The organism is Streptomyces sp. C10-9-1, assembly GCF_024497955.1.
Lineage (GTDB): Bacteria > Actinomycetota > Actinomycetes > Streptomycetales > Streptomycetaceae > Streptomyces > Streptomyces sanyensis.
On record NZ_JANHKP010000007.1, the window covers coordinates 163,579 to 187,237 of the forward strand.

General features: G+C 76.4%; 20 protein-coding genes. 14 read left to right on the forward strand and 6 right to left on the reverse strand.

The genetic code is table 11. The features are described from left to right. Nucleotides 1–26: 26 nt before the first annotated feature. Both NPS70_RS11990 and NPS70_RS11995 read left to right on the forward strand, forming a co-directional pair. Nucleotides 27–1,136, forward strand: a complete 1,110-nt coding sequence (locus NPS70_RS11990; RefSeq protein WP_256524153.1) for a saccharopine dehydrogenase — start codon at nucleotides 27–29, stop codon at nucleotides 1,134–1,136. Next, on the forward strand, nucleotides 1,133–1,741 hold the full coding sequence (locus NPS70_RS11995) for a TetR/AcrR family transcriptional regulator (protein ID WP_256524154.1): 609 nt from the start codon (nucleotides 1,133–1,135) through the stop codon (nucleotides 1,739–1,741). The genes NPS70_RS11990 and NPS70_RS11995 overlap by 4 nt, the downstream gene beginning before the upstream one ends. Before the next feature lie 193 nt (nucleotides 1,742–1,934). Here NPS70_RS11995 and NPS70_RS12000 read toward each other — a convergent pair whose 3' ends face one another. Beyond that, nucleotides 1,935–2,633, reverse strand: coding sequence for a copper homeostasis protein CutC (locus tag NPS70_RS12000; RefSeq protein ID WP_256524155.1), 699 nt, complete (start codon nucleotides 2,631–2,633; stop codon nucleotides 1,935–1,937). Nucleotides 2,634–2,864: 231 nt separating this feature from the next. On the opposite strand from NPS70_RS12000, the gene NPS70_RS12005 reads away from it, so the two are divergent. From NPS70_RS12005 to NPS70_RS12015, 3 genes are all read left to right on the forward strand, one after another. After that, entirely contained in the window at nucleotides 2,865–5,138 is a 2,274-nt protein-coding gene (locus NPS70_RS12005) for a cation-translocating P-type ATPase (RefSeq protein WP_256524156.1), read from the forward strand. Nucleotides 5,139–5,221: 83 nt separating this feature from the next. Beyond that, entirely contained in the window at nucleotides 5,222–5,920 is a 699-nt protein-coding gene (locus NPS70_RS12010; protein WP_256524157.1) for a hypothetical protein, read from the forward strand. A 151-nt stretch (nucleotides 5,921–6,071) separates the two neighbouring features. Next, a complete protein-coding gene (locus tag NPS70_RS12015) occupies nucleotides 6,072–7,280 on the forward strand; it encodes a Cmx/CmrA family chloramphenicol efflux MFS transporter (protein WP_256524158.1) in 1,209 nt (402 codons plus the stop codon). 148 nt (nucleotides 7,281–7,428) lie between these two features. On the opposite strand, the gene NPS70_RS12020 is transcribed toward NPS70_RS12015, so the two are convergent. Both NPS70_RS12020 and NPS70_RS12025 read right to left on the reverse strand, forming a co-directional pair. Beyond that, nucleotides 7,429–7,710 (reverse strand): DUF4031 domain-containing protein, encoded by a 282-nt coding sequence (locus tag NPS70_RS12020; RefSeq protein WP_256524159.1) that lies wholly within the window; start codon nucleotides 7,708–7,710, stop codon nucleotides 7,429–7,431. Further along, on the reverse strand, nucleotides 7,707–8,063 hold the full coding sequence (locus NPS70_RS12025; protein WP_256524160.1) for a hypothetical protein: 357 nt from the start codon (nucleotides 8,061–8,063) through the stop codon (nucleotides 7,707–7,709). Before NPS70_RS12025 ends, NPS70_RS12020 begins: the two co-directional genes overlap by 4 nt. 67 nt (nucleotides 8,064–8,130) lie before the next feature. Between NPS70_RS12025 and NPS70_RS12030 the strand changes: the two genes are divergently transcribed. The 4 genes from NPS70_RS12030 to NPS70_RS12045 all read left to right on the forward strand — a co-directional run bounded on the left by NPS70_RS12030 (nucleotide 8,131) and on the right by NPS70_RS12045 (nucleotide 13,039). Beyond that, the gene (locus NPS70_RS12030; protein WP_256524161.1) at nucleotides 8,131–9,048 is read left to right on the forward strand and encodes a MurR/RpiR family transcriptional regulator; all 918 of its coding nucleotides are present in this window, start codon (nucleotides 8,131–8,133) and stop codon (nucleotides 9,046–9,048) included. A gap of 56 nt (nucleotides 9,049–9,104) precedes the next feature. Then, on the forward strand, nucleotides 9,105–10,085 hold the full coding sequence (gene murQ / locus NPS70_RS12035; RefSeq protein WP_256524162.1) for an N-acetylmuramic acid 6-phosphate etherase: 981 nt from the start codon (nucleotides 9,105–9,107) through the stop codon (nucleotides 10,083–10,085). 127 nt (nucleotides 10,086–10,212) lie between these two features. After that, nucleotides 10,213–10,614 carry a hypothetical protein gene (locus NPS70_RS12040; RefSeq protein WP_256524163.1) on the forward strand — a complete coding sequence of 134 codons (402 nt, stop codon included), beginning with the start codon at nucleotides 10,213–10,215 and terminating at the stop codon, nucleotides 10,612–10,614. 10 nt (nucleotides 10,615–10,624) lie between these two features. Continuing rightward, nucleotides 10,625–13,039 (forward strand): caspase family protein, encoded by a 2,415-nt coding sequence (locus NPS70_RS12045; RefSeq protein WP_256524164.1) that lies wholly within the window; start codon nucleotides 10,625–10,627, stop codon nucleotides 13,037–13,039. Between the two features lie 28 nt (nucleotides 13,040–13,067). Here the strand turns inward: NPS70_RS12045 and NPS70_RS12050 are convergent, their stop codons facing one another. Continuing rightward, on the reverse strand, nucleotides 13,068–13,748 hold the full coding sequence (locus NPS70_RS12050) for an ABC transporter ATP-binding protein (RefSeq protein ID WP_256524165.1): 681 nt from the start codon (nucleotides 13,746–13,748) through the stop codon (nucleotides 13,068–13,070). A 136-nt stretch (nucleotides 13,749–13,884) separates the two neighbouring features. After that, nucleotides 13,885–15,324, reverse strand: a complete 1,440-nt coding sequence (locus NPS70_RS12055) for an ABC transporter permease (protein ID WP_256524166.1) — start codon at nucleotides 15,322–15,324, stop codon at nucleotides 13,885–13,887. A gap of 316 nt (nucleotides 15,325–15,640) precedes the next feature. Between NPS70_RS12055 and NPS70_RS12060 the strand changes: the two genes are divergently transcribed. The 3 genes from NPS70_RS12060 (at nucleotide 15,641) to NPS70_RS12070 (ending at nucleotide 19,430) form a co-directional block, all read left to right on the forward strand. Continuing rightward, entirely contained in the window at nucleotides 15,641–16,333 is a 693-nt protein-coding gene (locus NPS70_RS12060) for a helix-turn-helix domain-containing protein (RefSeq protein WP_256524167.1), read from the forward strand. Next, nucleotides 16,330–17,688 (forward strand): MFS transporter, encoded by a 1,359-nt coding sequence (locus NPS70_RS12065; RefSeq protein ID WP_374211988.1) that lies wholly within the window; start codon nucleotides 16,330–16,332, stop codon nucleotides 17,686–17,688. The genes NPS70_RS12060 and NPS70_RS12065 overlap by 4 nt, the downstream gene beginning before the upstream one ends. A 116-nt stretch (nucleotides 17,689–17,804) precedes the next feature. Further along, on the forward strand, nucleotides 17,805–19,430 hold the full coding sequence (locus NPS70_RS12070) for a serine hydrolase (RefSeq protein WP_256524168.1): 1,626 nt from the start codon (nucleotides 17,805–17,807) through the stop codon (nucleotides 19,428–19,430). Between the two features lie 91 nt (nucleotides 19,431–19,521). On the opposite strand, the gene NPS70_RS12075 is transcribed toward NPS70_RS12070, so the two are convergent. Continuing rightward, nucleotides 19,522–20,595, reverse strand: a complete 1,074-nt coding sequence (locus tag NPS70_RS12075; RefSeq protein WP_256524169.1) for a hypothetical protein — start codon at nucleotides 20,593–20,595, stop codon at nucleotides 19,522–19,524. Nucleotides 20,596–20,819: 224 nt separating this feature from the next. Here NPS70_RS12075 and NPS70_RS12080 point away from each other — a divergent pair, with 224 nt between their 5' ends. Both NPS70_RS12080 and NPS70_RS12085 read left to right on the forward strand, forming a co-directional pair. Continuing rightward, entirely contained in the window at nucleotides 20,820–22,913 is a 2,094-nt protein-coding gene (locus tag NPS70_RS12080) for a protein kinase (protein ID WP_308315006.1), read from the forward strand. 159 nt (nucleotides 22,914–23,072) lie between these two features. Further along, nucleotides 23,073–23,645 (forward strand): dihydrofolate reductase family protein, encoded by a 573-nt coding sequence (locus NPS70_RS12085; RefSeq protein WP_256524171.1) that lies wholly within the window; start codon nucleotides 23,073–23,075, stop codon nucleotides 23,643–23,645. Nucleotides 23,646–23,659 lie beyond the last annotated feature (14 nt).

Genomic DNA, 23,659 nt, shown 5'->3' on the forward strand with positions numbered 1-23,659 from the left:
AGGTCGCTTGACCTATAGTTGTCCGCATGAACGACGAACTCCTCGACGAACTGCAGTGGGACCCCGCGGGCCCCGTGCTCGTCACGGGCGGCTACGGCACCGTGGGCGCGGAACTCTCCCGGCTGGTCGGCGCCGGGGGCCTGCCGGTACTGATGACCGGCCGCACCCCGGAGCGCGGCCGGGAGCTGGCCGCGGACCTCGGCGCCGAGGTCCGCGCCTGGGACCTCGCCTCCCCCGCCCCCTTCCGGGCCGCCGTGCGGGCGGTGGTGAGCGCCGTCAACGACCCGGAGGACCGCGTGCTGCGCGCCGCCGCGGCCGCCGGGGTGCCCCAGGTGGACGTCACCCGGTGGACCGCCCGGCTCCAGCGGGCGGTCACCGTGGCCGCCCTGGCCCGCACCTCCGCGCCGGTGCTGCTCTCCTCGGCCTGGATGGGCGGCGTCACCAGCCTCGTCGCCGCGGCCCTGGCCCGGGAGCTGGGCGGCGCCGAGCGCGTCGAGACGGCCGTGCGCTGGGACATGGCGGACCGGGCCGGTGCGGACTCGGTGGAGTTCATGGACCGGCTCGGCATCGGCTTCGAGGTGGTGGAGGACGGCAGGCGCAGGCACGCCGCCCCGCTGAGCGGGGCGCGCACCGTCCGGATCGGCACGGAGCAGGTGCGGGTCGCGCGCATCGACACCCCCGAGCAGTACACCCTCCCGCTCACCCTGGGCACCGCCACCGCCGCCACCCGGATCGGCTTCAGCTCCCCCGCCGCCACCCGGATGCTCCTCGCCCTGCGCGGCACGGGCTTCTTCCGCTGGGCCGGCGGCGACCGCTGGACCCCGGCCCGCCGCGCCCTGCTCCACTCCCCCGGCGGCGGCGGCACCGCACGCCTCCGCGTCGACGTGGCGCACGCGGGTGCCGTCCGCACCGCCACCGTCTCGGACCCGGCGGGGCAGAGCCATCTGACGGCCGTCGGCGGCTACCTGGGCCTGCTCCGGGTGCTCGGTGCCGACGGGGCGCCCGCGCCCGAGGGCGTGGTCTTCCCGGAGCAGCACCCCGACCCCGCCGCCGCCCTGGAGCGACTGGCCGCGCACGGCGTCCTGGTCGACGTCGAGCGGGCCGGGGCCGCGGAGCGGCGGGGAGCGGCCGCGTGACCCCCGAGCCCTCCGGCCGCCCGGCCACCGCCAAGGGCCTCCGGCGCCGCGCCGAACTCCTGGACGCCGCCGAGCGCCTGCTGTCCGCGTCCGGCGGGGCACAGCTCACCCTGCGCGCGGTCGCCGACGAGGCGGGGGTGCGCCTCGGGCACCTCCAGCACTACTTCCCCTCCCGTGCCGAGCTGGTGGCCGCACTGCTGGACCGGGTGCTGGAGACCTCGCTCGCCCGGATCGCCGAGCGCACCGGCCCGTCCGCGGGCGCCGAGCCCGCGTCGGTGCTGGAGGCGGTCCTCGGCGACCACGACGACGCCGCCCTGGTGCGGCTGTTCACGGAGGTGTGGTCGATGGCGGCGCACGACCCCGCGGCGGCCGCCGCCGTGCGCTCCTTCTACGCCGGGTACGTCGCCCACCTCACCGGGATCGTCCGGCACCGGGTGCCGGGGGTGGGCGAGGCCGCGGCGCACGCCCGGGCGGAGGTGTTCGTGATGACGGCGGAGGGGTCGGCGCTGTTCCGTTCCGGCATCGCCGGAGCGCGCGGCCCGGAGGCGGACGCCGTCCTGCGCCGCACGCTCATCGGGCTCCTGACCGGCCCCGCCTCCCCCTGACGGCGCCGCCGGCCCGGCGCGGGCGGGGTGTGTGGCCTCGGTCCCGGCACGGCTCTCCTCGCAGGCCGGCGCGGCCGCGCCGGCCTGCGAGGGGTGCGCAGCTTCCGCGTGCGGGCCACCCGGCCCTCGGGGACCGGCACGGGGCGGGCGGGGCCCGGCGCCCCGGCCGTCCGCGGTCCGAGAGCGGGCGCCCCTACGCGTCGAGCGCCTCGCGCCAGACGCGGACGGCGTCCGCGGAGACGGGGGCCGACCAGCCCTCCGGGCGGGCGGCGCCGCCGATGTGGAAGGCGGCGACTCCGGCGCGGCGCAGCGCGGGCACGTGCTCCAGGCGGAGCCCGCCGCCGACGAGGAGCGTCGGCCCGTAGCCGGGCTCGCCGCGGCGGGCGGCCTCGGCGGTGAGGGTGGCGAGGCCGTCGTCCACCCCGGCGGCCGACCCGGCGGTGAGGTAGGTGTCCAGGCCGGGAAGCTCCGCGAGCTGCTTGCGCAGGGCCCCGCGGTCGGCGCAGTGGTCGATCGCACGGTGGAAGGTCCAGCGGCAGCCCTCGATCTCGGCGGCGAGGCGTTCGACGGCCGCGGTGTCCGGCAGTCCCTGGTCGTCGAGGAAGCCGAGGACGAACTCCTCGGCGCCCTCCTCCCGCAGCGCCCGCGCCGTCCCGGCCAGGGTGTCGAGCTCCCGCGGGCCGCCCGCGGAGAATCCGTCGGCGCGGCGGAGCATCACCCGCAGCGGGATGTCCACCGCGTCCCGGATGCGCGCGAAGGTGTCGCGGGAGGGCGTGAGGCCGTCGGCCGCCATGTCGGTGACCAGCTCCAGCCGGTCCGCTCCTGCCGCCTGCGCGGCGACCGCGTCCTGCGGGTCGAGGGCGATCACCTCAAGGAGTGCACGGTTGCTCATGGGGCCCATTCCTCCAGGAAGGTACAAGGTGCCGCCTCCGCGGCCCCCGAACGGCCGAAGAGGTCTAGTCCAATGTCCAGCGTAATACCCCGCACCTCCCGTGACAGCCCGCCGGGGCGGCATCCGGCCATGCGCGCACCCCGTCGGCACTTGCCTCCCCATACAGGGAGGGGGTATACAGGAAGGAGCAATAGATACCCCCTAGGGGTATAGACCCGAAGGAGGCCGGAGATGCCGACCGCAGCCGCCCGCCCAGCGGACAGCGCAGCCCACGAGGTGGAACTCACCATCGGCGGGATGACCTGCGCCTCCTGCGCGGCGCGCGTCGAGAGGAAGCTGAACCGGATGGAGGGCGTCGAGGCGACGGTCAACTACGCCACCGAGAAGGCGAGGATCGCCTTCGCCCCGGACGTGGTGGTGGCCGACCTCATCGCGACGGTGGAGGCGACCGGCTACACCGCCGAGGAGCCCGCCCCGGCGGCACCCGGGTCTCCCGGAGCGGACGGCGGGGGGCGGCCCGAGGAGGGGGACGGGCTCACCCCGCTGCGCCAGCGGCTGGTGACCGCCGTGGTGCTGTCCGTACCGGTGATCGCGATGGCCATGGTGCCCGCGCTGCAGATCGAGTACTGGCAGTGGCTCAGCCTGACGCTCGCCGCGCCCGTCGTCACCTACGCGGCCTGGCCCTTCCACCGGGCCGCGTGGACCAACGCCCGCCACGGCGCCGCCACGATGGACACCCTGGTCTCGGTGGGCACCTCCGCCGCGTTCCTGTGGTCGCTGTGGGCGCTGTTCTTCGGCACCGCGGGCGTCCCCGGGATGACCCACCCCTTCGAGTTCACCATCGCCCGCAGCGACGGTGCCGGGAACATCTACCTGGAGGCCGCCGCCGGTGTCACGGCCTTCATCCTGGCCGGGCGCTACTTCGAGGCCCGCTCCAAGCGCAGGGCCGGGGCCGCGCTGAAGGCCCTGATGGAGCTGGGCGCCAAGGAGGTCACCGTGCTGCGCGGCGACCGCCAGGAGACCATCCCCGTCGACGGGCTCCGCACCGGGGACCGCTTCCTCGTACGCCCCGGGGAGAAGATCGCCACCGACGGCACGGTGGTCGAGGGCTCCTCCGCCGTCGACGCCTCCATGCTCACCGGCGAGTCCGTCCCGGTGGAGGTGGCCGCGGGGGACCGCGTCACCGGCGGCACCCTGAACGCGGGCGGCCGCCTGGTCGTCGAGGCCACCGAGGTCGGCGGGGACACCCGGCTCGCGCGGATGGCCCGGCTCGTCGAGGACGCCCAGAACGGCAAGGCCGCGGCCCAGCGGCTCGCCGACCGGATCTCCGCCGTCTTCGTCCCCGTGGTCATCGCGCTCTCCGTGGCGACCCTCGGCTTCTGGCTCGGCAACGGCGCCGGGCTCACCGCCGCCTTCACCGCGGCCGTGGCGGTCCTGATCATCGCCTGCCCGTGCGCCCTGGGCCTGGCCACGCCCACCGCCCTGATGGTCGGCACCGGACGCGGCGCCCAGCTCGGCATCCTGATCAAGGGGCCCGAGGTCCTGGAGACCACGCGCGCGGTCGACACCGTCGTCCTGGACAAGACGGGCACGGTGACCACCGGCCGGATGGAGCTCCTGGCGGTGCGCACCGCCGGTGCCGTCGACGCCGACCGGGCCCTGCGGCTCGCCGGTGCCCTGGAGCACGCCTCCGAGCACCCCGTCGCCCGGGCCGTCGCGAGCGCGGCCGCCGAGCGCACCGGGCCGCTGCCCGCCCCGGAGGACTTCGCCAACGTGCCCGGTCTCGGCGTGCGCGGCACGGTCGACGGGCACGCCCTGCTCGTCGGGCGCCCGCGCCTGCTGGAGCAGCAGGGCATCGACCTGCCCGCCGACCTGGCCGAGGCCCGCGCCACGGCCGAGGCCGGCGGCCGCACGGCGATCGCCGTCGCCTGGGACGGCGAGGCCCGCGCCCTCCTCGAAGTCGCCGACGCGGTCAAGGACACCAGCGCCGAGGCCGTCCGCCGCCTGCGCGCACTGGGGCTCACCCCCCTGCTGCTCACCGGCGACAACCGGGCCGTGGCCGAGGCGGTCGCCGCCGAGGTCGGGATCGAGGAGGTCGTCGCCGAGGTCATGCCCGAGGACAAGGTGGACGTCGTCAGGCGGCTCCAGAAGGAGGGCAGGACCGTCGCCATGGTCGGCGACGGGGTCAACGACGCCGCCGCCCTCGCCCAGGCGGACCTCGGGCTCGCCATGGGCACCGGCACCGACGCGGCCATCGAGGCGGGCGACCTCACCCTGGTCCGCGGCGACCTCACCGCGGCGGCCGACGCCATCCGGCTGGCCCGCCGCACCCTGGCGACCATCCGGACCAACCTCTTCTGGGCGTTCGCCTACAACGTCGCCGCCCTGCCGCTGGCCGCGGCCGGCCTGCTGAACCCGATGATCGCGGGAGCGGCCATGGCCTTCTCCTCCGTCTTCGTCGTCGGCAACAGCCTGCGCCTGCGCCGCTTCGGCGCGGGGGGCTGACGGCCCGGAGCGGAGGGCGGGAGGCGCCGCGGGGCCTGCCCCGGGGCGCCTCCCGCACCCGCGCCCGGCGGCAGAATGAGGCCATGGCCCCGCTCCCCGCGCACCCCGCCCACGACGACCTCCGCGCCCGCTGGCGCGCCACCCTGCCGGCCGCGCTCGGCGACGGCCCCGGGGCCCCGGCCCTCCTGGCGACCGGGCCCGGCACGGCGGCGCTCGACCGCTACGCCGACGACCTGCTCGGCCGCTGGGCCGAGCCCCAGCGGCGCTACCACACCACCGGCCACCTCGCGGCGGTGCTCGACCGGATCGACGAACTCCGGGAGTACGCGGCCGACCTCGCCGCCGTCCGCCTCGCGGCCTGGTTCCACGACGCCGTCTACCTCCCCGACCGCTCCGAGAACGAGGAGCGCTCCGCCCGTCTCGCCCAGCGGGCGCTGACCGAACTCGGCGTGGGCGAGGCGCGCACGGCGGAGGTCGCCCGCCTCGTGCGACTGACCGTGACCCACGACCCCGAGGAGGGGGACGCCGACGGGCAGGTGCTGTGCGACGCGGACCTCGCGGTCCTGGCCGCGGCCCCGGCCGCCTACGCGGCCTACGCGGCAGCGGTGCGCGAGGAGTACGGCTTCGTGCCCGAGGAGCTGTTCCGCGACGGACGCGCCGCGGTGCTGCGCCGGCTGCTGGCCCTGCCGCGCCTGTACCGCACCCCTTACGGGCGGGAGCACTGGGAGGCCCCGGCACGGCACAACCTCACGGTGGAGCTGGAGCTGCTGTCCGCGTCCTGAGACGGTCGGCCCCGGGGGAATGACAGGTACGAAGCACCTGTTGGCACCTGTCGTGCCCGCGCCTTCCGATCACCCGTCACCGCCCGCCCCGCGGACCCCCGGGTCCCCGTTCCCGGCCGGGGACGGAGCACCCCGGCCGGGCCGCTCCCGGATGCCGCTCGCCGTCCACCTCCTGGGGCTGTCCGTGTTCGCCCTGGGCACCAGCGAGTTCATGCTGTCCGGGCTGCTCCCGCCGATCGCCGCCGACATGGGCGTGTCGATCCCGCAGGCGGGCCTGCTGATCTCGGCCTTCGCGATCGGCATGGTGATCGGCGCCCCCCTGCTGGCCGTCGCCACGCTGGGGCTCCCCCGCAAGACCACCCTGGTGGCCCTGATCTCGCTGTTCGGGCTCGGGCAGGTGGCGGGCGCGCTCGCCCCCTCCTACGAGGTGCTGTTCGCCTCCCGCGTGCTCAGCGCGCTGGCCTGCGCCGGCTTCTGGGCCGTCGGCGCGGCCGTGGCCATCGCCATGGTCCCCGTCACCTCCCGGGCCCGGGCGATGGCCGTCATGATCGGCGGCCTCTCCCTCGCCAACGTGCTCGGGGTGCCCGCAGGCGCGTTCCTCGGCGAGCACCTGGGCTGGCGGGCCGCGTTCTGGGCCGTCGGCGCCGCCTCGGCCGTCGCCCTGGCCGGGGTCGCGACCCTGGTGCCGCGCATCCCGCGGCCCGACCGCAGGCCCCGGCTGCGCGGGGAGCTGGCGATCTACCGGGACCGGCAGGTGTGGCTGGCGGTGGCCGCGACCGCACTGGCGGCGGGCGGGGTGTTCTGCGCCTTCTCCTACCTCGCGCCGCTGCTCACCGAGGTGGCGGGGCTGTCCGCGGGCTGGGTGCCGACGGTGCTCGGCCTGTTCGGGACCGGCGCGCTGGCCGGCACCGTGGTAGGCGGCCGGGTCGCCGACGCCCGCCTCTTCGGCGTGCTGCTCTCGGGCACCGCCGCCTCCACGGTGCTGCTGGCGGCGCTGGCGCTGCTCGCCTCCTCCCCCGCCGCCGCGGTCGCGCTCGCGTTCTGCCTGGGGTTCTCCTCGTTCTTCACCGCCCCGGCGCTCAACGCCCGGATGTTCGACGTCGCCGGTGCCGCGCCGACCCTGGCGGGCGCGACGGCCACCGCCGCGTTCAACCTCGGCAACACCGCCGGGCCGTGGCTCGGCGGTGCGGTCATCGACGCGGGCCTCGGCTTCGCGTCGACGGCCTGGGCGGGCGCGGCGATGACCGCGGCGGCGGCGGGACTGGTCGCCCTCTCGCTGCGGGTGCACTCCCGCTCCCGGGTGGTCACGGGGGCGATGGGCGCCTCCGCCGCCCCGGTGGGCGACCGCGCCCGCCGGTGAGCCCGCCGGCCGGACCCCCGGCATGCCGGCCGCCGGTGATCCCGCCGGGCCGCGCGGCAGGACCGGGGTGGGGCCCGGACCGTGCCCGACGGATCCCGCTCGGCGCGCGCCGCCCCGCGGGCGGACAGCGCCCTGTGCCGGAGACGGCCTAGCGGTCGCCGCGGGGCGCCGGGCGGCCCTTCGGGCGGCGCAGCCCCGCTTCCGTGAGGCGCCGGACGAGCTCCTTGGAGCCGATCTCCACCGCCCCGGCCGCCACGGCGTCGGCATAGCGGTGCGAGGGCACGTCGTAGTGGTCGCGCTCGAAGGCGCGGCGCGGGCAGCCGATGCCCTCCGCGAAGGCGTGCAGCTCGTCGAAGGAGGCGTCGCTGACCAGGTGCGACCACATGCGGCCGTGACCCGGCCAGTCCGGCGGGTCGATGAAGACCGTCACCGCAGGCCGCCGACGGGGGCGATCACCACGCCGGCCTTGGCGCAGACCCAGCGCGGGTCCGGCCCGAGCTCCGGTTCGACCTCCAGGGCGTGCGGGTCGCCCTGGTCGCAGACGGGGCACAGCGGCCAGCGCCCGTAGCGCTCCAGCAGGGCGTCCTGCACGTCCTGGGCGACCAGGCCGGCCACGTAGGGGGCCCCCTCGGGCCACTGCTCGACCCACCAGCGGCGGTGGGTGACCGCGTCCTCGACGAGGGAGACGACGTCCGCCTCCGCGACGTCCCGGGCGGCCAGGTCGGCGAGGACCAGGGCCCGCGCGGCGTGCAGTGCCTGTTCCAGCGGGTTCGGGGCGTCCATGGGCCCATTGTCCCCCGGTCGCACGGGGGCCTTGACGGGGCCCGAAGCCCGAAAATACCTTTCACGTGTGACGTATCCAGTGAAGGAAAGTTTCAGCAGCGGGACGCCACCGGCACCGGCGGCCCTGGCGGCGAAGGTGCGCACGCTCTCCCCCTCCATGACGCGCTCCATGCAGCGGGTCGCCGAGGCCGTCGCCGAGGACCCCGCCGGGTGCGCCGCCCTCACGGTCACGGGCCTCGCCGAGCGCACGGGCACCAGCGAGGCGACCGTGGTGCGCACGGCCCGCCTCCTCGGCTACCCCGGCTACCGGGACCTGCGCCTGGCGCTGGCCGGGCTGGCGGCGCACCAGCAGTCCGGACGGGCCCCCGCCCTCACCACCGACATCGCCGTCGACGACCCGATCGCGGACGTCGTCGCCAAGCTCGCCCACGACGAGCAGCAGACCCTCGCCGACACCGCGGCCGGGCTGGACACGGTCCAGCTGGGCGCGGTGGTGGCGGCGGCCGCCACCGCCCGCCGCATCGACGTCTACGGCGCGGGCGCCTCCTCCCTCGTGGGCATGGACCTGGCCCAGAAGCTGCTGCGCATCGGGCTCCTCGCCCACGCCCACGCCGACCCCCACCTCGCCGTGACCAACGCGGTCCAGCTGCGGTCCGGTGACGTGGCGATCGCCATCACGCACTCCGGTTCGACGGACGACGTCATCGAGCCGCTGCGGGTGGCCTTCGACCGGGGGGCGACGACCGTCGCGATCACCGGGCGCCCGGACGGGCCCGTCACCCAGTACGCCGACCACGTGCTGACCACGTCCACGGCCCGCGAGAGCGAACTGCGGCCGGCGGCCATGTCCTCCCGCACCAGTCAGCTCCTGGTCGTGGACTGCCTGTTCATCGGGGTGGCGCAGCGGACGTACGAGTCCGCCGCCCCCGCCCTGGCCGCCTCGTACGAGGCGCTGGCCCACCGCCACCGCCCGCGCAGCCGCTGATCCCGCACCCGCACCACCCGGCACGCGTACGTCCCGAGAAAGCAGAGCCACCTGACATGACCTCCCTCCACGGTGAACTCCGCGCCCAGCTCGACAGCCTCGCGACGGAGGCCTTCCGGCCCGAACTGGCGGACGTCGACCGGCTCCCGACCCTGGAGATCACCCGCCTCATGAACGGCGCGGACGCGTCCGTCCCGGCCGCGGTCGCCGAGCAGCTTCCCGCCATCGCCCGGGCGATCGACGCGGCGGCCGCCCGCATGGCCCGCGGAGGCCGACTGGTCTACGCCGGGGCGGGCACGGCGGGGCGGCTCGGCGTGCTGGACGCGAGCGAGTGCCCGCCGACGTTCAACACCGACCCCTCGGAGGTCGTCGGGCTCCTCGCGGGCGGTCCCGCGGCGATGGTCCGGGCTGTCGAGGGGGCCGAGGACAGCAAGGAGCTGGCCGCCGCCGACCTCGACGCGCTGAAGCTCACCGAGGACGACACGGTCGTCGGCATATCCGCCTCCGGCCGCACTCCCTACGCCGTGGGGGCGGTGGAGCACGCGCGGCGGGTGGGGGCGCTCACGGTGGGCCTCTCCTGCAACGCGGGCAGCGCGCTGGGGGCGGCGGCCGAGCACTCCGTCGAGGTGGTGACGGGCCCCGAGCTGATCACGGGCTCCACCCGCCTGAAGGCGGGCACGGCGCAGAAGCTGGTGCTCAACATGATCTCGACGGTCACCATGATCCGCCTGGGCAAGACCTACGGGAACCTGATGGTCGACGTCCGCGCCTCGAACGACAAGCTCCGGGCCCGCTCGCGGCGGATCGTCGCCCTGGCGACCGGGGCGCCGGACGACCGGATCGAGGCGGCGCTGGAGTCGACCGGCGGAGAGGTGAAGAACGCCATCCTGGTGATCCTGGCCGGAGTGGGGGCGCCGCAGGCCGCGGAGCTGCTCTCCCGTACGGACGGCCGCCTCCGCGCGGCCCTGGCCGCGGGCGGCGCACCCGGCACCGGCCCGGCCGCGGGCCCCGGGCACGGGGCCTCCGAGTGCGCCTGAGCCCCGGCCGCGGCACCCCTGCGCGGCCGCACCGGCACCGACGCACATCCCGCGAAGCCCTGCCGTCCACCGCGCCCCCCGCCTAGCATGTGGTGCACCGCATACGGGGAGTGACTGGGGGTGGACAGTGGCGCACACGGCGGCGTTACGGCTGGTCCTGCACGTCGACGAGGAGGGCGCCGACGACGAGCGGCGGGCCGAGCTGGCGGAGGGCCTGGGGCGGGAGCTGCGGGAACTCGACGCCGCGGTGTCCCCGCTCGGCGGCGGCGAGGCGCCGGAGGGCACCAAGTCGGGCGGCGCGGTCGCGCTCGGCGCGCTGCTGGTCGCGGTGGCGCAGCCGGAGCTGGTGTCGGCCGTCCTGGCGGCCGTCGAGGCGTGGGGGGCCGGGCGGGCGGGCCGGAGCGTCAGGATCGAGATCGACGGTGACTCGATCGAGGTGACGGGCCTGTCCGCGAAGGACAGGCGACGGCTGATCGACTCGTGGCTGGAGCGCCGGAGTACCGGGCCGGACAGTGAGCGGGACACGTAGTGCCCTGATCGTGGCGTGCCATGAGTACGGGGACCCCGGGCTGCGGCGGCTGCGATCACCCGCGGAGGACGCCGAGGCGCTCGGCCGGGTGCTGCGGGACGGCGCCATCGGCGGCTACGACGTCCGGACCCTGGTCAACCAGCCCGCGCACGTGGTCAACCAGGCGCTCGACGACTTCTTCGCCGACCGCTCGCCCGACGACCTGCTGCTCGTGCACTTCTCCTGCCACGGGGTCAAGGACGAGGACGGGCGCCTGCACTTCGCGACCCCGGACACGCGGCTGGGCCGGCTGGACTCGACATCCGTCTCGGCGGATCTCGTCAACCGGCTGATGGGACGCAGCCGTTCGCGCCGGATCGTCCTCTTCCTGGACTGCTGCTACGCGGGCGCCTTCGCCCGCGGCATGGTCGCCCGCGGGGGCACGGCCCTGCCCCTGCGGGAGCAGTTGGCGGGCCGGGGCAGGGCCGTGATCACCGCGTCCAGCGCGATGGAGTACGCCTTCGAGGGCGGCGGCGAGCCGTCCGAGACCTCGCCGTCGCCGGGGCCGTCCGTCTTCACCGGCGCCCTGGTGGCGGGGCTGGAGTCGGGGGAGGCCGACCGGGACCAGGACGGCTGGGTGACGCTCGACGAGCTGTACGACCATCTCTACGAGTCCGTCCGGGCGGTGACGCGGCACCAGACGCCGGGCAAGTGGGCGTTCGGAGTGCAGGGCGGTCTGCGCCTCGCCCGCCGCGGGCGGCCCGTGGAGACGCCCGCCCCGCTGCCTCCGGAGCTCGCCGACGCGATCGGCCATCCGCTGGCCGGGATCCGCGCCGGTGCGGCGCAGGAGCTCGGCCGGTTGCTGGCGGGACGCCACGCGGGGCGGGCCCTGGCCGCGCGACGGGCCCTTCAGGGCCTCGCGGAGGACGACAGCCGCACGGTGTCGGCCGCGGCCGCGGCCCTGCTCGCCGCCCACGGGGGGCACGAGGAGCGGCGCGCGGCGCCCGCCGACCCGGCGGACGCGGCCGAGGACCCCGCTCCGCAGGACTCCTCACCGCCCCGGACGGACCAGGCGGACCAGGCGGACCGGGCCGAGGTCCCCGACGGGCTCGGGAGCCCGACCCCGCCCGGCGCCACCGCCCGGCCCGGCCCCGTGCGCCCGTCGGGCGCCGCGGACCCGCCCGGGGCCCCAGTGGCACTGCCCTCCCCGGCCGGCGCGCCCACCGCCCGCCGCAGGCGGGGCGGCCGTACCCGGCGCACCGCCACCCCTCCCGCACCCACCGCCCCCGCCCCCGCCCGGCGGACCGGGAGCCCTCCCGGAGCACCTCCCGTGACGGACCGTCCGCGGGCGCCCGCGCAGAAGCCCCGGGGAGAGGTCCCGGACGAGCCGGGGAAGCAGCTCCCGCCCCCGCCGCGGCGGCCCGAGGCGGCTGCGGGCGGGCCCCCGCGTCCGGGCGGCGTGGCGACGGGGCACGGAAGCGCGGCGGCCCCCGGCCCGGGGGGTGCGGCCGGACGCCGCAGGCCGCGGCCGGCCGCGGTCTGCGTCCCGGCCCTCGTCGGCGCCGCCCTGCTCCTCGCACGCCTGTTTCCGCCGTACTTCGCCGACGGCTCCACTGCCCTGGTGGACGATCGCTGGCAGGGCCCCTCCGCTCTCGCCCTCGCCTGCCTGGTGGCGCTGTGCGGCGCGGCGGTACTGCGTCCCTCCTGGGAGAGGGCGGCCGCCGGGGGGCTGGCGGGGCTGGGCTGCATGTCGGTGGTGGGAGGGGTCCAGGCGGTGGCGGTGACGCTGTGGAGCCTCTCCCCGGGGTGGGGGATGGTCCTGGAGATCGCCGCCCACGGCACCGTCGTACTCGCCGCGGTCCGGGCCCTGCGGGCGGTGCGGCCGCGCCTGTCCCCCTGGCGGGGTCCGGGGCACGCCCGGGCCGTCACCGTTCTGGGGGTGGCGGCCGCGGCCGGGGACGCGCTGCTGGTCCTGTCGGCGAACGAGTTCCTGGGCTCCGCCCTCGGCACCTTCGCCGCCGTCGCCGCCCTCACGGGTCTCGGGTGCGCCCTGCGGGTGCGGTCGCGGCCGGACCGCCGGACGGCGCGCCGGTGCGGCGCGGTCACGGCCGCGGTCCTGGTGGCCGAGTGGATCATCCTGGTGTCGCTGGGCTTCGACGGCTCCGCGGGATGGCTGATGCTGCCCGTGGCCGCCGTCCCTCCCGCCGCCGTGGCGGTGACCGCGGCCGCGACCCGGGTGTCGCCCCGGGCCTTCGGTCTCACGGCCGTGGCAGCCTGGATCGCCCACCGCGCCGCCGACGTACCGCTGTGGGACCGGGCGCTCGTGGTGGGCGGGCACCCGCCCGTCCTCTACGGCTTCGCCGCGGTGCTGATCGCGCTGGCGGTCTCCACCGCCGGGCTCGCGCGGGCGGATGCCCGCACCCCGGCGCCCGCCGGGGGCGGGTGACCCCCCGGCGGCGGTCCGGCGCCCCCCCTTACGCCACCTGCTCCCTGACGGTCACCCGCCCGTCGCCGATGGTCGCCACGCGCGGTGCGCGGCGGGCCAGCGCCGAGTCGTGGGTGACCATCACGAAGGTGAAGGCGTGCTCCTGCCACAGCGCCTCCAGCACCTCCATCACCTCGTCGCGCATGGACTCGTCGAGGTTGCCGGTCGGCTCGTCGGCGAGCAGCACCGCGGGGCGCTTGACCAGGGCTCGGGCGACGGCGACCCGCTGCTGCTGGCCGCCGGAGAGTTCGCCGGGCACATGGCCCGAGCGGTCCCCGAGGCCCACCGAGGCCAGGGCCTCCCCGGCGCGTTCGCGGCGCTCGCGTGCACCGAGGCGCAGGGGCACCAGGGCGGTCTCCACGTTCTCCTGCGCGGTGAGGGTGGGGATCAGGTTGAACCCCTGGAACACGAAGCCGATCTTCTCGGCGCGGACCCGGGTGAGCCGGGCTTCGGGGAGGGCGGCGAGGTCGGTGCCGTCGAGCACGACGCTGCCCTCGGTGGGCCGGTCGAGGCCGCCGAGCATCTGAAGCAGCGTCGACTTGCCGCCTCCGGTCGGCCCCTGGATCACCAGGCGCCCGCCGTCCTCGATGGTGAGGTCGACGGAGTCGAGGGCCGTCACGGCGTCCTTGCCCCGCCGGTAGCGCTTGGTGACGCCGGTGAGCTGGTACATCGTCAACTCCTGTTGCGTGAAGGGGTTTCCTCGCGGTCCTGCCGTTCCCGGGGTGCCGCCCCCGGGGACCGGTCCGCCCCGCGGCGGGCGGCCGTGCGCGGCGTGGTCGCGCGGTGTGCGGTCGTGCGGTGGGCGCTCACTCCACGCGGCGCAGCGCGTCGGCGGGGCGGAGCCGGGACGCCCGCCAGCCGCCGAAGCCGCCCGCGACGAGGCCGCCGGCCACGGCGAGGGCGACGGCGAGGCCGATCGTGGCGAGGGAGACCGGGGCGGTGAGGGCGATGTCGAGGGTCTGGGGGCTGCCGCCCCCGCCGCCCTGGCCGCCGAAGCGCATCCCGCCGCGCGCCGCGCCACCGGCCGCGCCGCCGCCGCCGAGTTCGGCGGTCAGCGTCGGGCTGAGCGCGGTGATCAGCCAGGCGCCCGCGAGACCGAGTGCGATGCCGAGGGCGCCGCCGACGAGCCCGTTGACGAGCGCCTCGCCCGCCACCTGGCGGGTGACCCGGCCGCTCCGCCAGCCCAGGGCCTTGAGCGTGCCGAACTCGCGCACCCTGCGGCTCACCGCGGAGGAGGTGAGCAGCCCGGCCACCAGGAACGCGGCGCCGAGCACGAGGTAGGACAGCCAGGTGCCGACGCCCGAGGCGAGGTCGGAGGCGGTGGACAGGGAGCCCGAGACGGTGGCGGCGAGGTCCGCGGAGGTGGTGACGGTGGTCCCCGGGATGTTCTTCAGGACGGCCTCCTTGACGCCCTCGATGCGCTGGGAGTCGGTGGCCTTGACGTAGACGGTGGTCACCTTGGCCTCGGCGCCGGCGAGGGCCTGGGCCCGGGCGAGGGGCAGGTAGACGTCGGCCGCCGCGTCGCCGCTGTCGGCCGTCGCGATGCCGATGACCTCGAACTCCGTGCCGGAGACGGTGAGGGTGCCGCCGACGGCCAGGTCCTTCCCGGCGGCCCAGGCGCTGTCGAGCACGGCGACCGCGGCGTCCGTCTCGCCCTCGGTGAAGGTCCGGCCGGAGGTGATCTTCGAGGTGGTGAGCGGGCCGAGGTCCTGGCGCGCGACGTCGGTGCCGTAGGCCGTGTAGGAGTCGACGTCGAAGGCCGCGCCCCCGCCGCGCACGGCCCCGCCGCCCCCGCCGCCCGGTCCGCCCTGCCCCGGGTTCTCCACCTGCCCGCGCCGGAACTCCCCGTCGACCTTCATCACACGGATGCCGAGCCCGCCGACGGCGTCGGCGACGCCGTCCTGGCCCGCGACGTCGTCGACGGTGGAGGCGTCCAGGGACTGGAAGCCCTGGACCATGACGAGGTCCCGGCTCTGCTGCGCCTCCTCGCCTTCTCCGGCGTCGAACTCGAACCGCGGCCTCCGGGTGGTCTGCCCCTCCTCCGGGGGCTCGACGGCCTTGGTGACCGTCATGTCCGTGCCCAGTCCGTAGAGGGATTCCAGGACCTTGCCCTGGGCGCGGCTCATGCCCGAGGAGACCGAGGTGACGACGATGACGAGGGCGATGCCGAGGGCCAGCCCCGAAGCGACGACGAGCGCCGCCTTCCTGCGGCGGCGCAGCTCGCGCCGGAGGTAGGTGAAGAACATGGCGCGACGCTAGGAGCGGGGGGTGATGAGGGGATAAGCCCCGGATGAGAGGCGCATGAGTGTTCCTCGGCGGCCCTCGGCGCGCGCCTGCCCCTGAGCCCTGGCGGCCCTCGGCACGCCCCTCCCCCTGAGTCCCGGCGGCCCTCGGCACGCCCTGCCCCCGCGTGCCCGTGGCCGCCCGGCCCCGCCCGTGCTGCGGGGCTCCGCCCTCCACCTCCGCCCGTACGGCCGGTCTCCGCCCTCCGCCTCCGATTTCGCAGAGATTTTTTTGCAAAAATAGTTTTGCTAAGTGGTCGGGCGGTCCTACGCTCGCCCCATGCCTGCCGAACCCACCCGCCGGGTCCTCGACCCGGGGACCGACACCGCCGCCCTGAAGGCCCTCACCCATCCGCTGCGGATCCGGCTGCTGGGTCTGCTGAGGCAGCTCGGCGCCGCCACCGCCAGCGAGCTGGCCGCGCGGACCGGCGAGTCCTCCGCGTCGACCAGCTACCACCTGCGCGTCCTGGCACGCCACGGCTTCATCACCGAGGCGGAGCACCGCGACGCCCGGGAGCGGCGCTGGCAGGCCGTCCACGCCCTCACCAGCTGGGACGAGGCCCGGATGAACGACTCGGAGGCGGCCCGGGCCTTCGTCGACACCATCCGCCGCGCCCAACTGGACCATCTGGAACGCACGGTGGCGGCCCATGCGGCCGACGCCGCGGCGGGCCGGGTGGGTGCCGACTGGCTGGAGGCGTCCGGCATGACGGACCTGATGCTCCGGATGACCCCGGAGTCCCTCGGGGAGCTGGTGGAGGTCTTCACGCGCACCGCCTACGCCCTGGCAGCCCGGGACGCGGACGACCCGCGCGCCGAGCAGGCGGCGGTGTTCGCGGCCGGGTTCCGCATGCCCGCCGCGTCCGGGGACCCGGAGGCCCCCGACACGGCCACCGGCACGAAGGGCGGGGCGTCCGGCGAGCAGGACGGTCCGGCCGAGGACGGCCGGGGCGGAGCGGAGGGCCTCCGGTGAGTCTGCTGAGCCCCGGGACGGCCCGCCGCCGCTTCACCGCCACCGCCTTCCTCTTCTGGCTGCCCGTCGGCCTCTACCTCCCCTCCCAGGTGCTGCTGCTGACCGAGCGGGGCCTGGCCCTCGCCACCGTCGCGGGCCTGTTCGCGGTGTACTCGCTGACCGTCGCCGCGCTGGAACTGCCCACCGGCGGCCTGTCGGACGTGATCGGCCGCAGGCCGGTGCTCGCCGCCTCGGGAGCGCTCAACCTCGGTGCCCTGCTGCTGGTCTCCACGGCCTCCTCCCTGTGGGTGCTCGGCGCGGCGATGCTGCTGCTCGGCGGCGGCCGGGCGCTCTCCTCCGGCCCTGCGGAGGCGTGGTACGTCGACACCGTGCAGGCCGCCGCTGGTCCGGACGCGGAGCTGCGGACCGGCCTGGCCCGCGGCGGTTCGGCCTCCGCGGCCGCCCTGGCCGTCGGCACGCTGGCCGGGGGATCGCTGCCCCTGCTCCTCGACCGGATCGGCGCGGACCCGTCCCGGATCACCGGCGGCGTGGTGCTGCCCCTGTCGGTCCCGGCGATGCTCGCGGCGGTGGTCTGCGCGGTGTTCGTCGGCTATGTGCTCACGGCTCTGCCCGAGCCGCCGCGTCCGCCCGCCACCGTGGCCGGGATCCTGCGCGGGGTCCCGGACACCGTGCGCACCGGGGTCCGCCTGGGTGCGCGCGACGGACTGGTCCGCAGGCTCCTGCTCACGGCCGCGGCCTCGGGCGCCGCGCTGTGCGCCGTCGAGCTGCTGACGCCGCCCCGGGCCGCCGCGGCGACGGGCGGCTCGGAGTCGGGGGCGGTGCTCTTCGCCGTGCTGGCCTGCGCGGGCTTCGTGTGCACCGGGGCGGGCAGCCACCTCGCTCCGGCGGTCGCCCGGCGGCTCGGCGGGCGGGGCGACCGCGCGGTGCTCCTGTGCATGGCGGCGTGCGCCGCGGGGCTGCTGCTCCTGGGGGCGACGGCGGGGTCCGGCGCTCCGGTGTCCTCGGTGCTGGCCGTGTGCGGATACGCGCTGGTCTACCTGGCGCTGGGCTGCGCGGGGCCGAACGAGAACGACCTGCTGCACCGGCGCGTCGGCGGGACCGTCCGCGCGACCGCGCTGTCGGTCCAGTCCCTCGCCCTCCAGCTGACGGGCGCCCTCGCCGGACTGGCGGCGGGCTCGCTCCCCGCGGGTCCGCTGCCGTGGCTGCTGGCCGGGGCGGTGGTGCTGGGCGGGGCGACGGTGTGGCTCCGGAGCCCGTCCACGGAACCGGAGCGGGAGCGGGACCCGGAGCGGGAGCAGGAGGCCGGCGCGGCGGACACGGCCGTCGCCGCCGTCACCCGGGGGACCGGCCCCTGAGCAGGGCGGTCCCCTCGGCGGCGGGCCCCCTGCCGGCCGGGCGCACCCGGGGTGCCCGGCCGACGCGGGGCGGGGTCGCCGCGACAGAGCACCGGCTCCGGCGTTCAATGGGCCGTATGAGTGACCAGCGGCTCGGAGACCGGCGGGGGAAGCGCAGGACTGCCCGGGGTGCGGTCGCGGCGGGCGCGGCCCTCCTCCTCGCCACCGTCGGCAGCACACTCGTCGGCGTTCCCGGCGCCGCCGCGGCCCCCCGGGCCGAACCCCCGCCGCCCGACCCGCAGCTCACCGCCGAGGACGTCGACTCGGCCGTGTCCAAGCTCGACGGGCAGATCCGGGCGGGCATGGAGGAGAGCGGCGTCCCCGGTGTGGCCGTGGCCGTCGTCCACGACGACCGGGTGGTGTACCTCAAGGGTTTCGGCGAGCGGGAGGCCGGCGAGGAGGGCGGGGTGTCGCCGGACACGGTGTTCCAGATCGCCAGCCTCTCCAAGCCGGTGACCTCGACGGTGATCGCCGATGCCGTCGGGGACGAGGCCATCGCCTGGGACACCCCCGTCGCCGGGCACGTACCGGGCTTCGCCCTCAAGGACCCCTGGGTGTCGCGGCACGCCACCGTCGCCGACCTGCTCTCCCACCGCAGCGGCCTGCCCGACCACGCGGGCGACCTGCTGGAGGACCTGGGCTACGACCAGGAGTACATCCTCAGCCGGATGCGCATGGAACCGCTGTCGCCGTTCCGTGCGAGCTACGCCTACACCAACTTCGGCGTGACGGCCGCGGCCGAGGCGGCGGCCGACGCCAAGGGCACCTCCTGGCAGGAGCTCGCCGAGGAGTCGCTGTTCGAGCCGGCGGGCATGGACTCGACCAGCACCCTGTTCGCCGACTACGAGAAGGCCCCGGACCGGGCGGTCACCCATGTGGAGACCGCGGACGGGACGTGGGAGGCCCGGTTCGTCCGCGACCCCGACGCGCAGGCGCCCGCCGGCGGCGTCAGCTCCACCGCACGCGACATGGCGGCGTGGATGCGGATCCAGCTGGCGAACGGCAGGCTCGGCGACGAGCAGATCGTCCCGGCCGAGCCGCTGGGGCGCACCCATCTGCCGGAGATCGTCTCCCAGCCCCCCGAGAACCCCGCGGGCCGCACCGGCTTCTACGGTCTGGGGTGGAACGTGGGCTACGACGACCAGGGCCGCCTGCGGCTCAACCACTCGGGCGCGTTCGCGCTCGGGGCGAACACCAACGTGACGCTGCTGCCGTCGGAGCGGCTGGGCATCGTGATCCTCACCAACGGCATGCCCGTCGGTCTCGCGGACGCGATCGCCTTCGGCTTCTTCGACACGGCCGAGTACGGCGAGCCCACCCGGGACTGGCTGCCCGCGGTCCGGCAGGTCTACGAGGCGCAGGAGCGCGAGGAGCGCTCCCCGACGGACTACACGCGGCCCCCCGCCGACGCCGCGGACGCCCGCCCTGACGACAGCTACACCGGCACCTACCGCAATGCCTACTACGGTCCGGCGACCGTGACCGCCGACGGCCGGGACGGGCTGGTCCTCCGGCTCGGCCCCGACGGGATGCGGTTCCCCCTCACGCCCTTCGACGGAGACACGTTCAGCTTCGAGACCACCGGGGAGAACGCGGTCGGCCGCACGGGGGTGACGTTCACCGTCGGCGAGGGCGGCACGGCCACCCGCATGACCGTGGAGAGGCTGGACGGGAACGGCCTCGGGACCTTCACCCGCGACTGACCGCGGCCCGGAGGCCGCTCCTCCCCGGGGCCGCCCGGCGCACGGACCGCCCGGGCCGGTCCCGGGAGGGTCCCGGTCCGTGCGGCCGCCTTCAGGCGCGCAGGCGCACGCCGTGCCGCGTGCGCAGGCGCTCGACCTCCCACCACGCGACGCCCGTCACGGACAGCGGGCCGCAGAACACCGCGAGGACCTGGACGAGCGGCGGGCCCGGCGGCATGCCCGTGGCCAGGAGGTTGACGGCGGCCAGCTCCCAGACGAGCACACCCGTGAGCAGCGCGGGGAGCGCCGCGTGGACCGCCGAGGTACCGAAGGCGGTGCGGACCACGGTGGCCGAGCCGAAGCCCACGAAGCAGAGCATCCACAGGACCGGGGCGAGCAGCACCATGGTCAGGAGGGGGGCCCAGACCTGCCCCTGGTAGGTCTCGCTGAGCAGCATCACGCCCGCGAACAGCAGGGGCACCAGGGTGAAGGAGCCGACGTACCAGAGCACCATCCGCACCGGGGGGCGCAGCCGGGACCGCATACCCGGTCGCGCCGCTTCCGGCGCCAGCCGCAGGAGGGCCAGGATCACCACGGGCGCCGTGAGCAGCAGCAGCCAGGGGGTGATGGTCACCCGCAGCAGGAACTGGTCCTGCACCTCGGACCAGTCCTCGCCCGTGCCGTACGCGACGAGGATCGCCAGGGAGGCCGCCAGCGCCAGCCAGGCGCGGATCTTCTGGACCCGCCAGACCTCCGGGTCGTACGGGTAGCGGTGGAGGTCCGCGGGGAACGCGGTTCTCGCCTGCCTGCGGGCGGAGCGGGCCACGGGGTACGCGAGCACGAGCAGCAGCGCGGGCGTGAAGCACATCAGCAGTGGCAGCAGACAGCAGCCGTTGAGGTTCGTCCGGTGCAGCAACTGGCGCAGCGTCGGCCATTCGTCGGCACGGAACTGCTGCCGCAGCGTCGGCCGCGGGGGCGGCACATAGGGCGGCGGGACGGGCGGCCGCGGAGGCGGGTGCGGCCCGCCGCCGTAGGGGCTCCCGCCGTCCGGCGGATGCCCGCCCGGAGCGCCTCCCGGTCCGTACGGGTTGCCCGGCCCGTACCCGTACGGGCTTCCCGGTCCGTGCGGATGCCCCGCCCCGTAGGGGTTCCCCGCCCCGTACGGCCCCTGTCCCCCGAACGCCACTGACATCCCCTCCCGTGTCGTGTACGCGATCATGCCAGACAGCCCGCGGCACCCACCGGCCTCGGCGCGTTGCGCCACCCGGCCGTGGGCACGTGCCGTCCGGGACCCATCGGAACCAGCCAAGTCACCTGCACAGACAGCCACTTGACGGAGCGGCATCGGCATCCGGAGCAGGCTCCGCTAGCCTGTGCGCCATGCATGGGGGACTAGAAAACGGCTCTAGTTTGACGGGGAGCGGGGCCCGGCCACGGGAAGCGGGCGACCCGCGGCGCATCGGCCCCTTCGCCCTGCTCGGCGTCCTCGGCTCCGGGGGGATGGGGCGGGTGTACCTGGGGGCCTCCTCGGGGCGCTACGCCGCGGTGAAGCAGGTGCTGCCGGCGCTCGCCGAGGACGAGGACTTCCTGCGCCACTTCGGGCACGAACTCGACAACCTGGCCCGGCTGCCGGACGGGGTGAGCGCCGCGCTGCTGGCGAGCGACCGCAGCGCCCGACCGCCGTGGCTGGCCACCGGGTACATCCCCGGCATCACCCTCGGCGAGGCCGTCCGGCTCCAGGGGGGCGCCCTGCCCTCCGACACGGTCTGGCGGCTGCTCCGGGACGCCGCCGCCGGGCTGCGTGCCGTGCACGCCGTGGAGATGGTGCACCGCGACCTGAAGCCGTCGAACGTGATGCTGACCGCCGACGGCGCGAAGCTGATCGACTTCGGAGTGGCCCGGGCCGCCGACCAGAGCCGGCTGACCCGTACCGGCATGGTGATCGGCACCCCTGCCTACATGGCACCCGAACAGGCCGTGGCAGAGCGCCGGCTGACCGGTGCGGCGGATGTCTTCGCCCTCGGCAGCCTGCTGCTCTACGCGGCCAACGGGCGTCCGCCCTTCGGGGACGGCTCCGGCCTCGACCTGCTCTACCGCATCGTCCACACCGAGCCGGATCTGGGCGGCCTCGCCCGGACGGCACCGGAGCTGGCCGAGGTGGTCGCCGCCTGCCTGGCGAAGGACCCTGCGGAACGGCCCACGGCAGCCGAGCTGTTCGAGCGGGCCGGGGAGTACACCGTCGCCCTGGTGCCGGGCGCCGCGGCACCCTGGCCGCGTCCGGTGGCGGAACGGATCGCGGAGCGGACGGCGTTCGCCGCGACCCCGCCACCGGAGGCGGACGAGACCGGGGAGCCCGGCACGGCCGAGGACGGGGCCCCCGCCCCGCCCGCGGCCCCCGGCCCACCGCCCGGCGGACCGGCCGCACCGGCGGCCCCGGCACCGGTCACCCCGCCGCCTCCGGACGCCGAAGGCACGCGCCGCACCGGCGCCCGGCGCCGGAGCCTCCTCTTCGTCGCCCTGCCCGTGGTGGTCACGGGCACCACCCTGACCCTCACGCTCTCCCCCTACGGCCTCCCCTTCGGCCAGGACCCCGGGGGCGGCGTCGCGGCCCCCTCGACCGGCACGGCGCCGCAGGTCCCCGGCTCCCCCGCGCCCTCCGGGGGCGCGCCCGGCCCGGGGTCGCCGTCCGTGGACGCCTCGGGCGCCGCACCCGCCGGCAGCTCCTCGCCCCCGCACGGGGTGCCGCGGCCGGACGGCGGCGGGGGCGGCCCAGAGGGAGCGAACGCCCCGGGCTCCCCGGGGGGTTCGGGAGCGGCGGGCGGAACCACCGGCTCCGGCGGGGCGGACGGCACGGCAGGCGGCACAGGGGGTTCCGGGTCCGGCTCCGGCTCCGGCTCCGGGTCCGGGTCCGGGTCCGGGTCCGGGTCCGGGTCCGGGTCCTCCGGAGGGTCGGGTTCCCCGGAGGGATCCGGCGGCTCGGGCTCGGGGTCGACGGGCTCCGGAGGATCGGGCTCCTCCGACGGGACGGGCGGATCGGGCTCCCCGGGAGGCACGGGAGGCACGGGAGGCTCCGGGTCCTCCGGCGGGCCGGGCGGCACGACGCCCCCGCCTCCGTCGGGCTCCTCCCGGCTGCGCGTGACGAGCGACGGCAGGTGCCTGGCCGAGTACGACGCGGGAGTCTTCACCACGGCCTCCCCCTCGGAGTGCGGCGCCCCTTCCACGAACGGGGGACGGCTCTACTACTCCTGGCGCTACTCGGGCTCGGGCCCCTTCCGGATCGTCAGCACCTCCACGGGGCGCTGCCTCACCTCCAAGGGCTTCAGCCAGGCGGTCCCGGCCCCCTGCGACGGCTCCGCGGCACAGAGCTGGCGCATCGGCTCCGGCACCTCCGGCAGCCACACCCTCCGCAGCGGGGCCGACGGCGGCTGCCTGACCATGTCCGGCGCCACCGTCGTCTCGTACACCTGCGACGGATCGGCCTCGCAGCTGTGGCGCAAGGGCTGAGGGGAGACAGCCGGGTGGACACCGATGAGTTTCCCCGCTCCGCGCGGTCGTAGGACACGGCGGTCGGGGAACATGGTGGCCGGCGCGCGGCGGGAACCCCCGGTGCCCGCGCCCACCGAACCGGCCGGGAACCACCCACGAGACACCGAGGAATCCGCTATGCGCACCCTGATCAGCACCGCCTTCGTCTCCCTCGACGGCGTGGTGGAGGCCCCGGGCGGAGAGCCCGGCTACCGCAACTCGGGCTGGACGTTCAAGGACGTCGAGTTCCTGCCCGAGGCCTACGAGATCAAGGGCCGCGAGCAGGAGGAGGCCGCGGCCCTGCTGCTGGGGCGGACCAGCTACGAGGCCTTCAGCCCGGTGTGGCCGGGCATGGAGGAGTTCGCGGGCTACAAGGTGATGCCGAAGTACGTCGTCTCCACCACGCTGACCGAGGACGACCTGGTGCCGGACTGGGGCGAGACCACGATCCTGCGCTCGCTGGACGAGGTCGCGAGGCTGAAGGAGACCGAGGGCGGCCCGATCATCGTGCACGGGAGCGCCACCCTCAACCGGGGCCTGTCGGACGCCGGGCTGATCGACCGCTACCACCTGCTGGTGTTCCCGCTTCTGCTCGGCGCCGGGAAGCGCCTGTTCAGCACCACCGACAAGGACGTGCAGAAGCTGAAGCTGGTCGAGCACGAGGCCTACGCCAACGGCATCCAGAAGAACGTCTTCGACGTGGTGCGCTGACCGGGGCAGCGACC

Excerpts from the sequence above, each read along its gene's own strand:
- NPS70_RS12060 (WP_256524167.1), top strand. The coding sequence starts at position 15,641 with ATGCCTGCCGAACCCACCCGCCGGGTCCTCGACCCGGGGACCGACACC.
- NPS70_RS12005 (WP_256524156.1), top strand. The coding sequence starts at position 2,865 with ATGCCGACCGCAGCCGCCCGCCCAGCGGACAGCGCAGCCCACGAGGTG.
- NPS70_RS12055 (WP_256524166.1), bottom strand. The coding sequence starts at position 15,324 with ATGTTCTTCACCTACCTCCGGCGCGAGCTGCGCCGCCGCAGGAAGGCG.
- murQ (WP_256524162.1), top strand. The coding sequence starts at position 9,105 with ATGACCTCCCTCCACGGTGAACTCCGCGCCCAGCTCGACAGCCTCGCG.
- NPS70_RS12085 (WP_256524171.1), top strand. The coding sequence starts at position 23,073 with ATGCGCACCCTGATCAGCACCGCCTTCGTCTCCCTCGACGGCGTGGTG.
- NPS70_RS12050 (WP_256524165.1), bottom strand. The coding sequence starts at position 13,748 with ATGTACCAGCTCACCGGCGTCACCAAGCGCTACCGGCGGGGCAAGGAC.
- NPS70_RS12010 (WP_256524157.1), top strand. The coding sequence starts at position 5,222 with ATGGCCCCGCTCCCCGCGCACCCCGCCCACGACGACCTCCGCGCCCGC.
- NPS70_RS12000 (WP_256524155.1), bottom strand. The coding sequence starts at position 2,633 with ATGAGCAACCGTGCACTCCTTGAGGTGATCGCCCTCGACCCGCAGGAC.
- NPS70_RS12025 (WP_256524160.1), bottom strand. The coding sequence starts at position 8,063 with ATGGACGCCCCGAACCCGCTGGAACAGGCACTGCACGCCGCGCGGGCC.
- NPS70_RS12070 (WP_256524168.1), top strand. The coding sequence starts at position 17,805 with ATGAGTGACCAGCGGCTCGGAGACCGGCGGGGGAAGCGCAGGACTGCC.
- NPS70_RS11990 (WP_256524153.1), top strand. The coding sequence starts at position 27 with ATGAACGACGAACTCCTCGACGAACTGCAGTGGGACCCCGCGGGCCCC.
- NPS70_RS12015 (WP_256524158.1), top strand. The coding sequence starts at position 6,072 with ATGCCGCTCGCCGTCCACCTCCTGGGGCTGTCCGTGTTCGCCCTGGGC.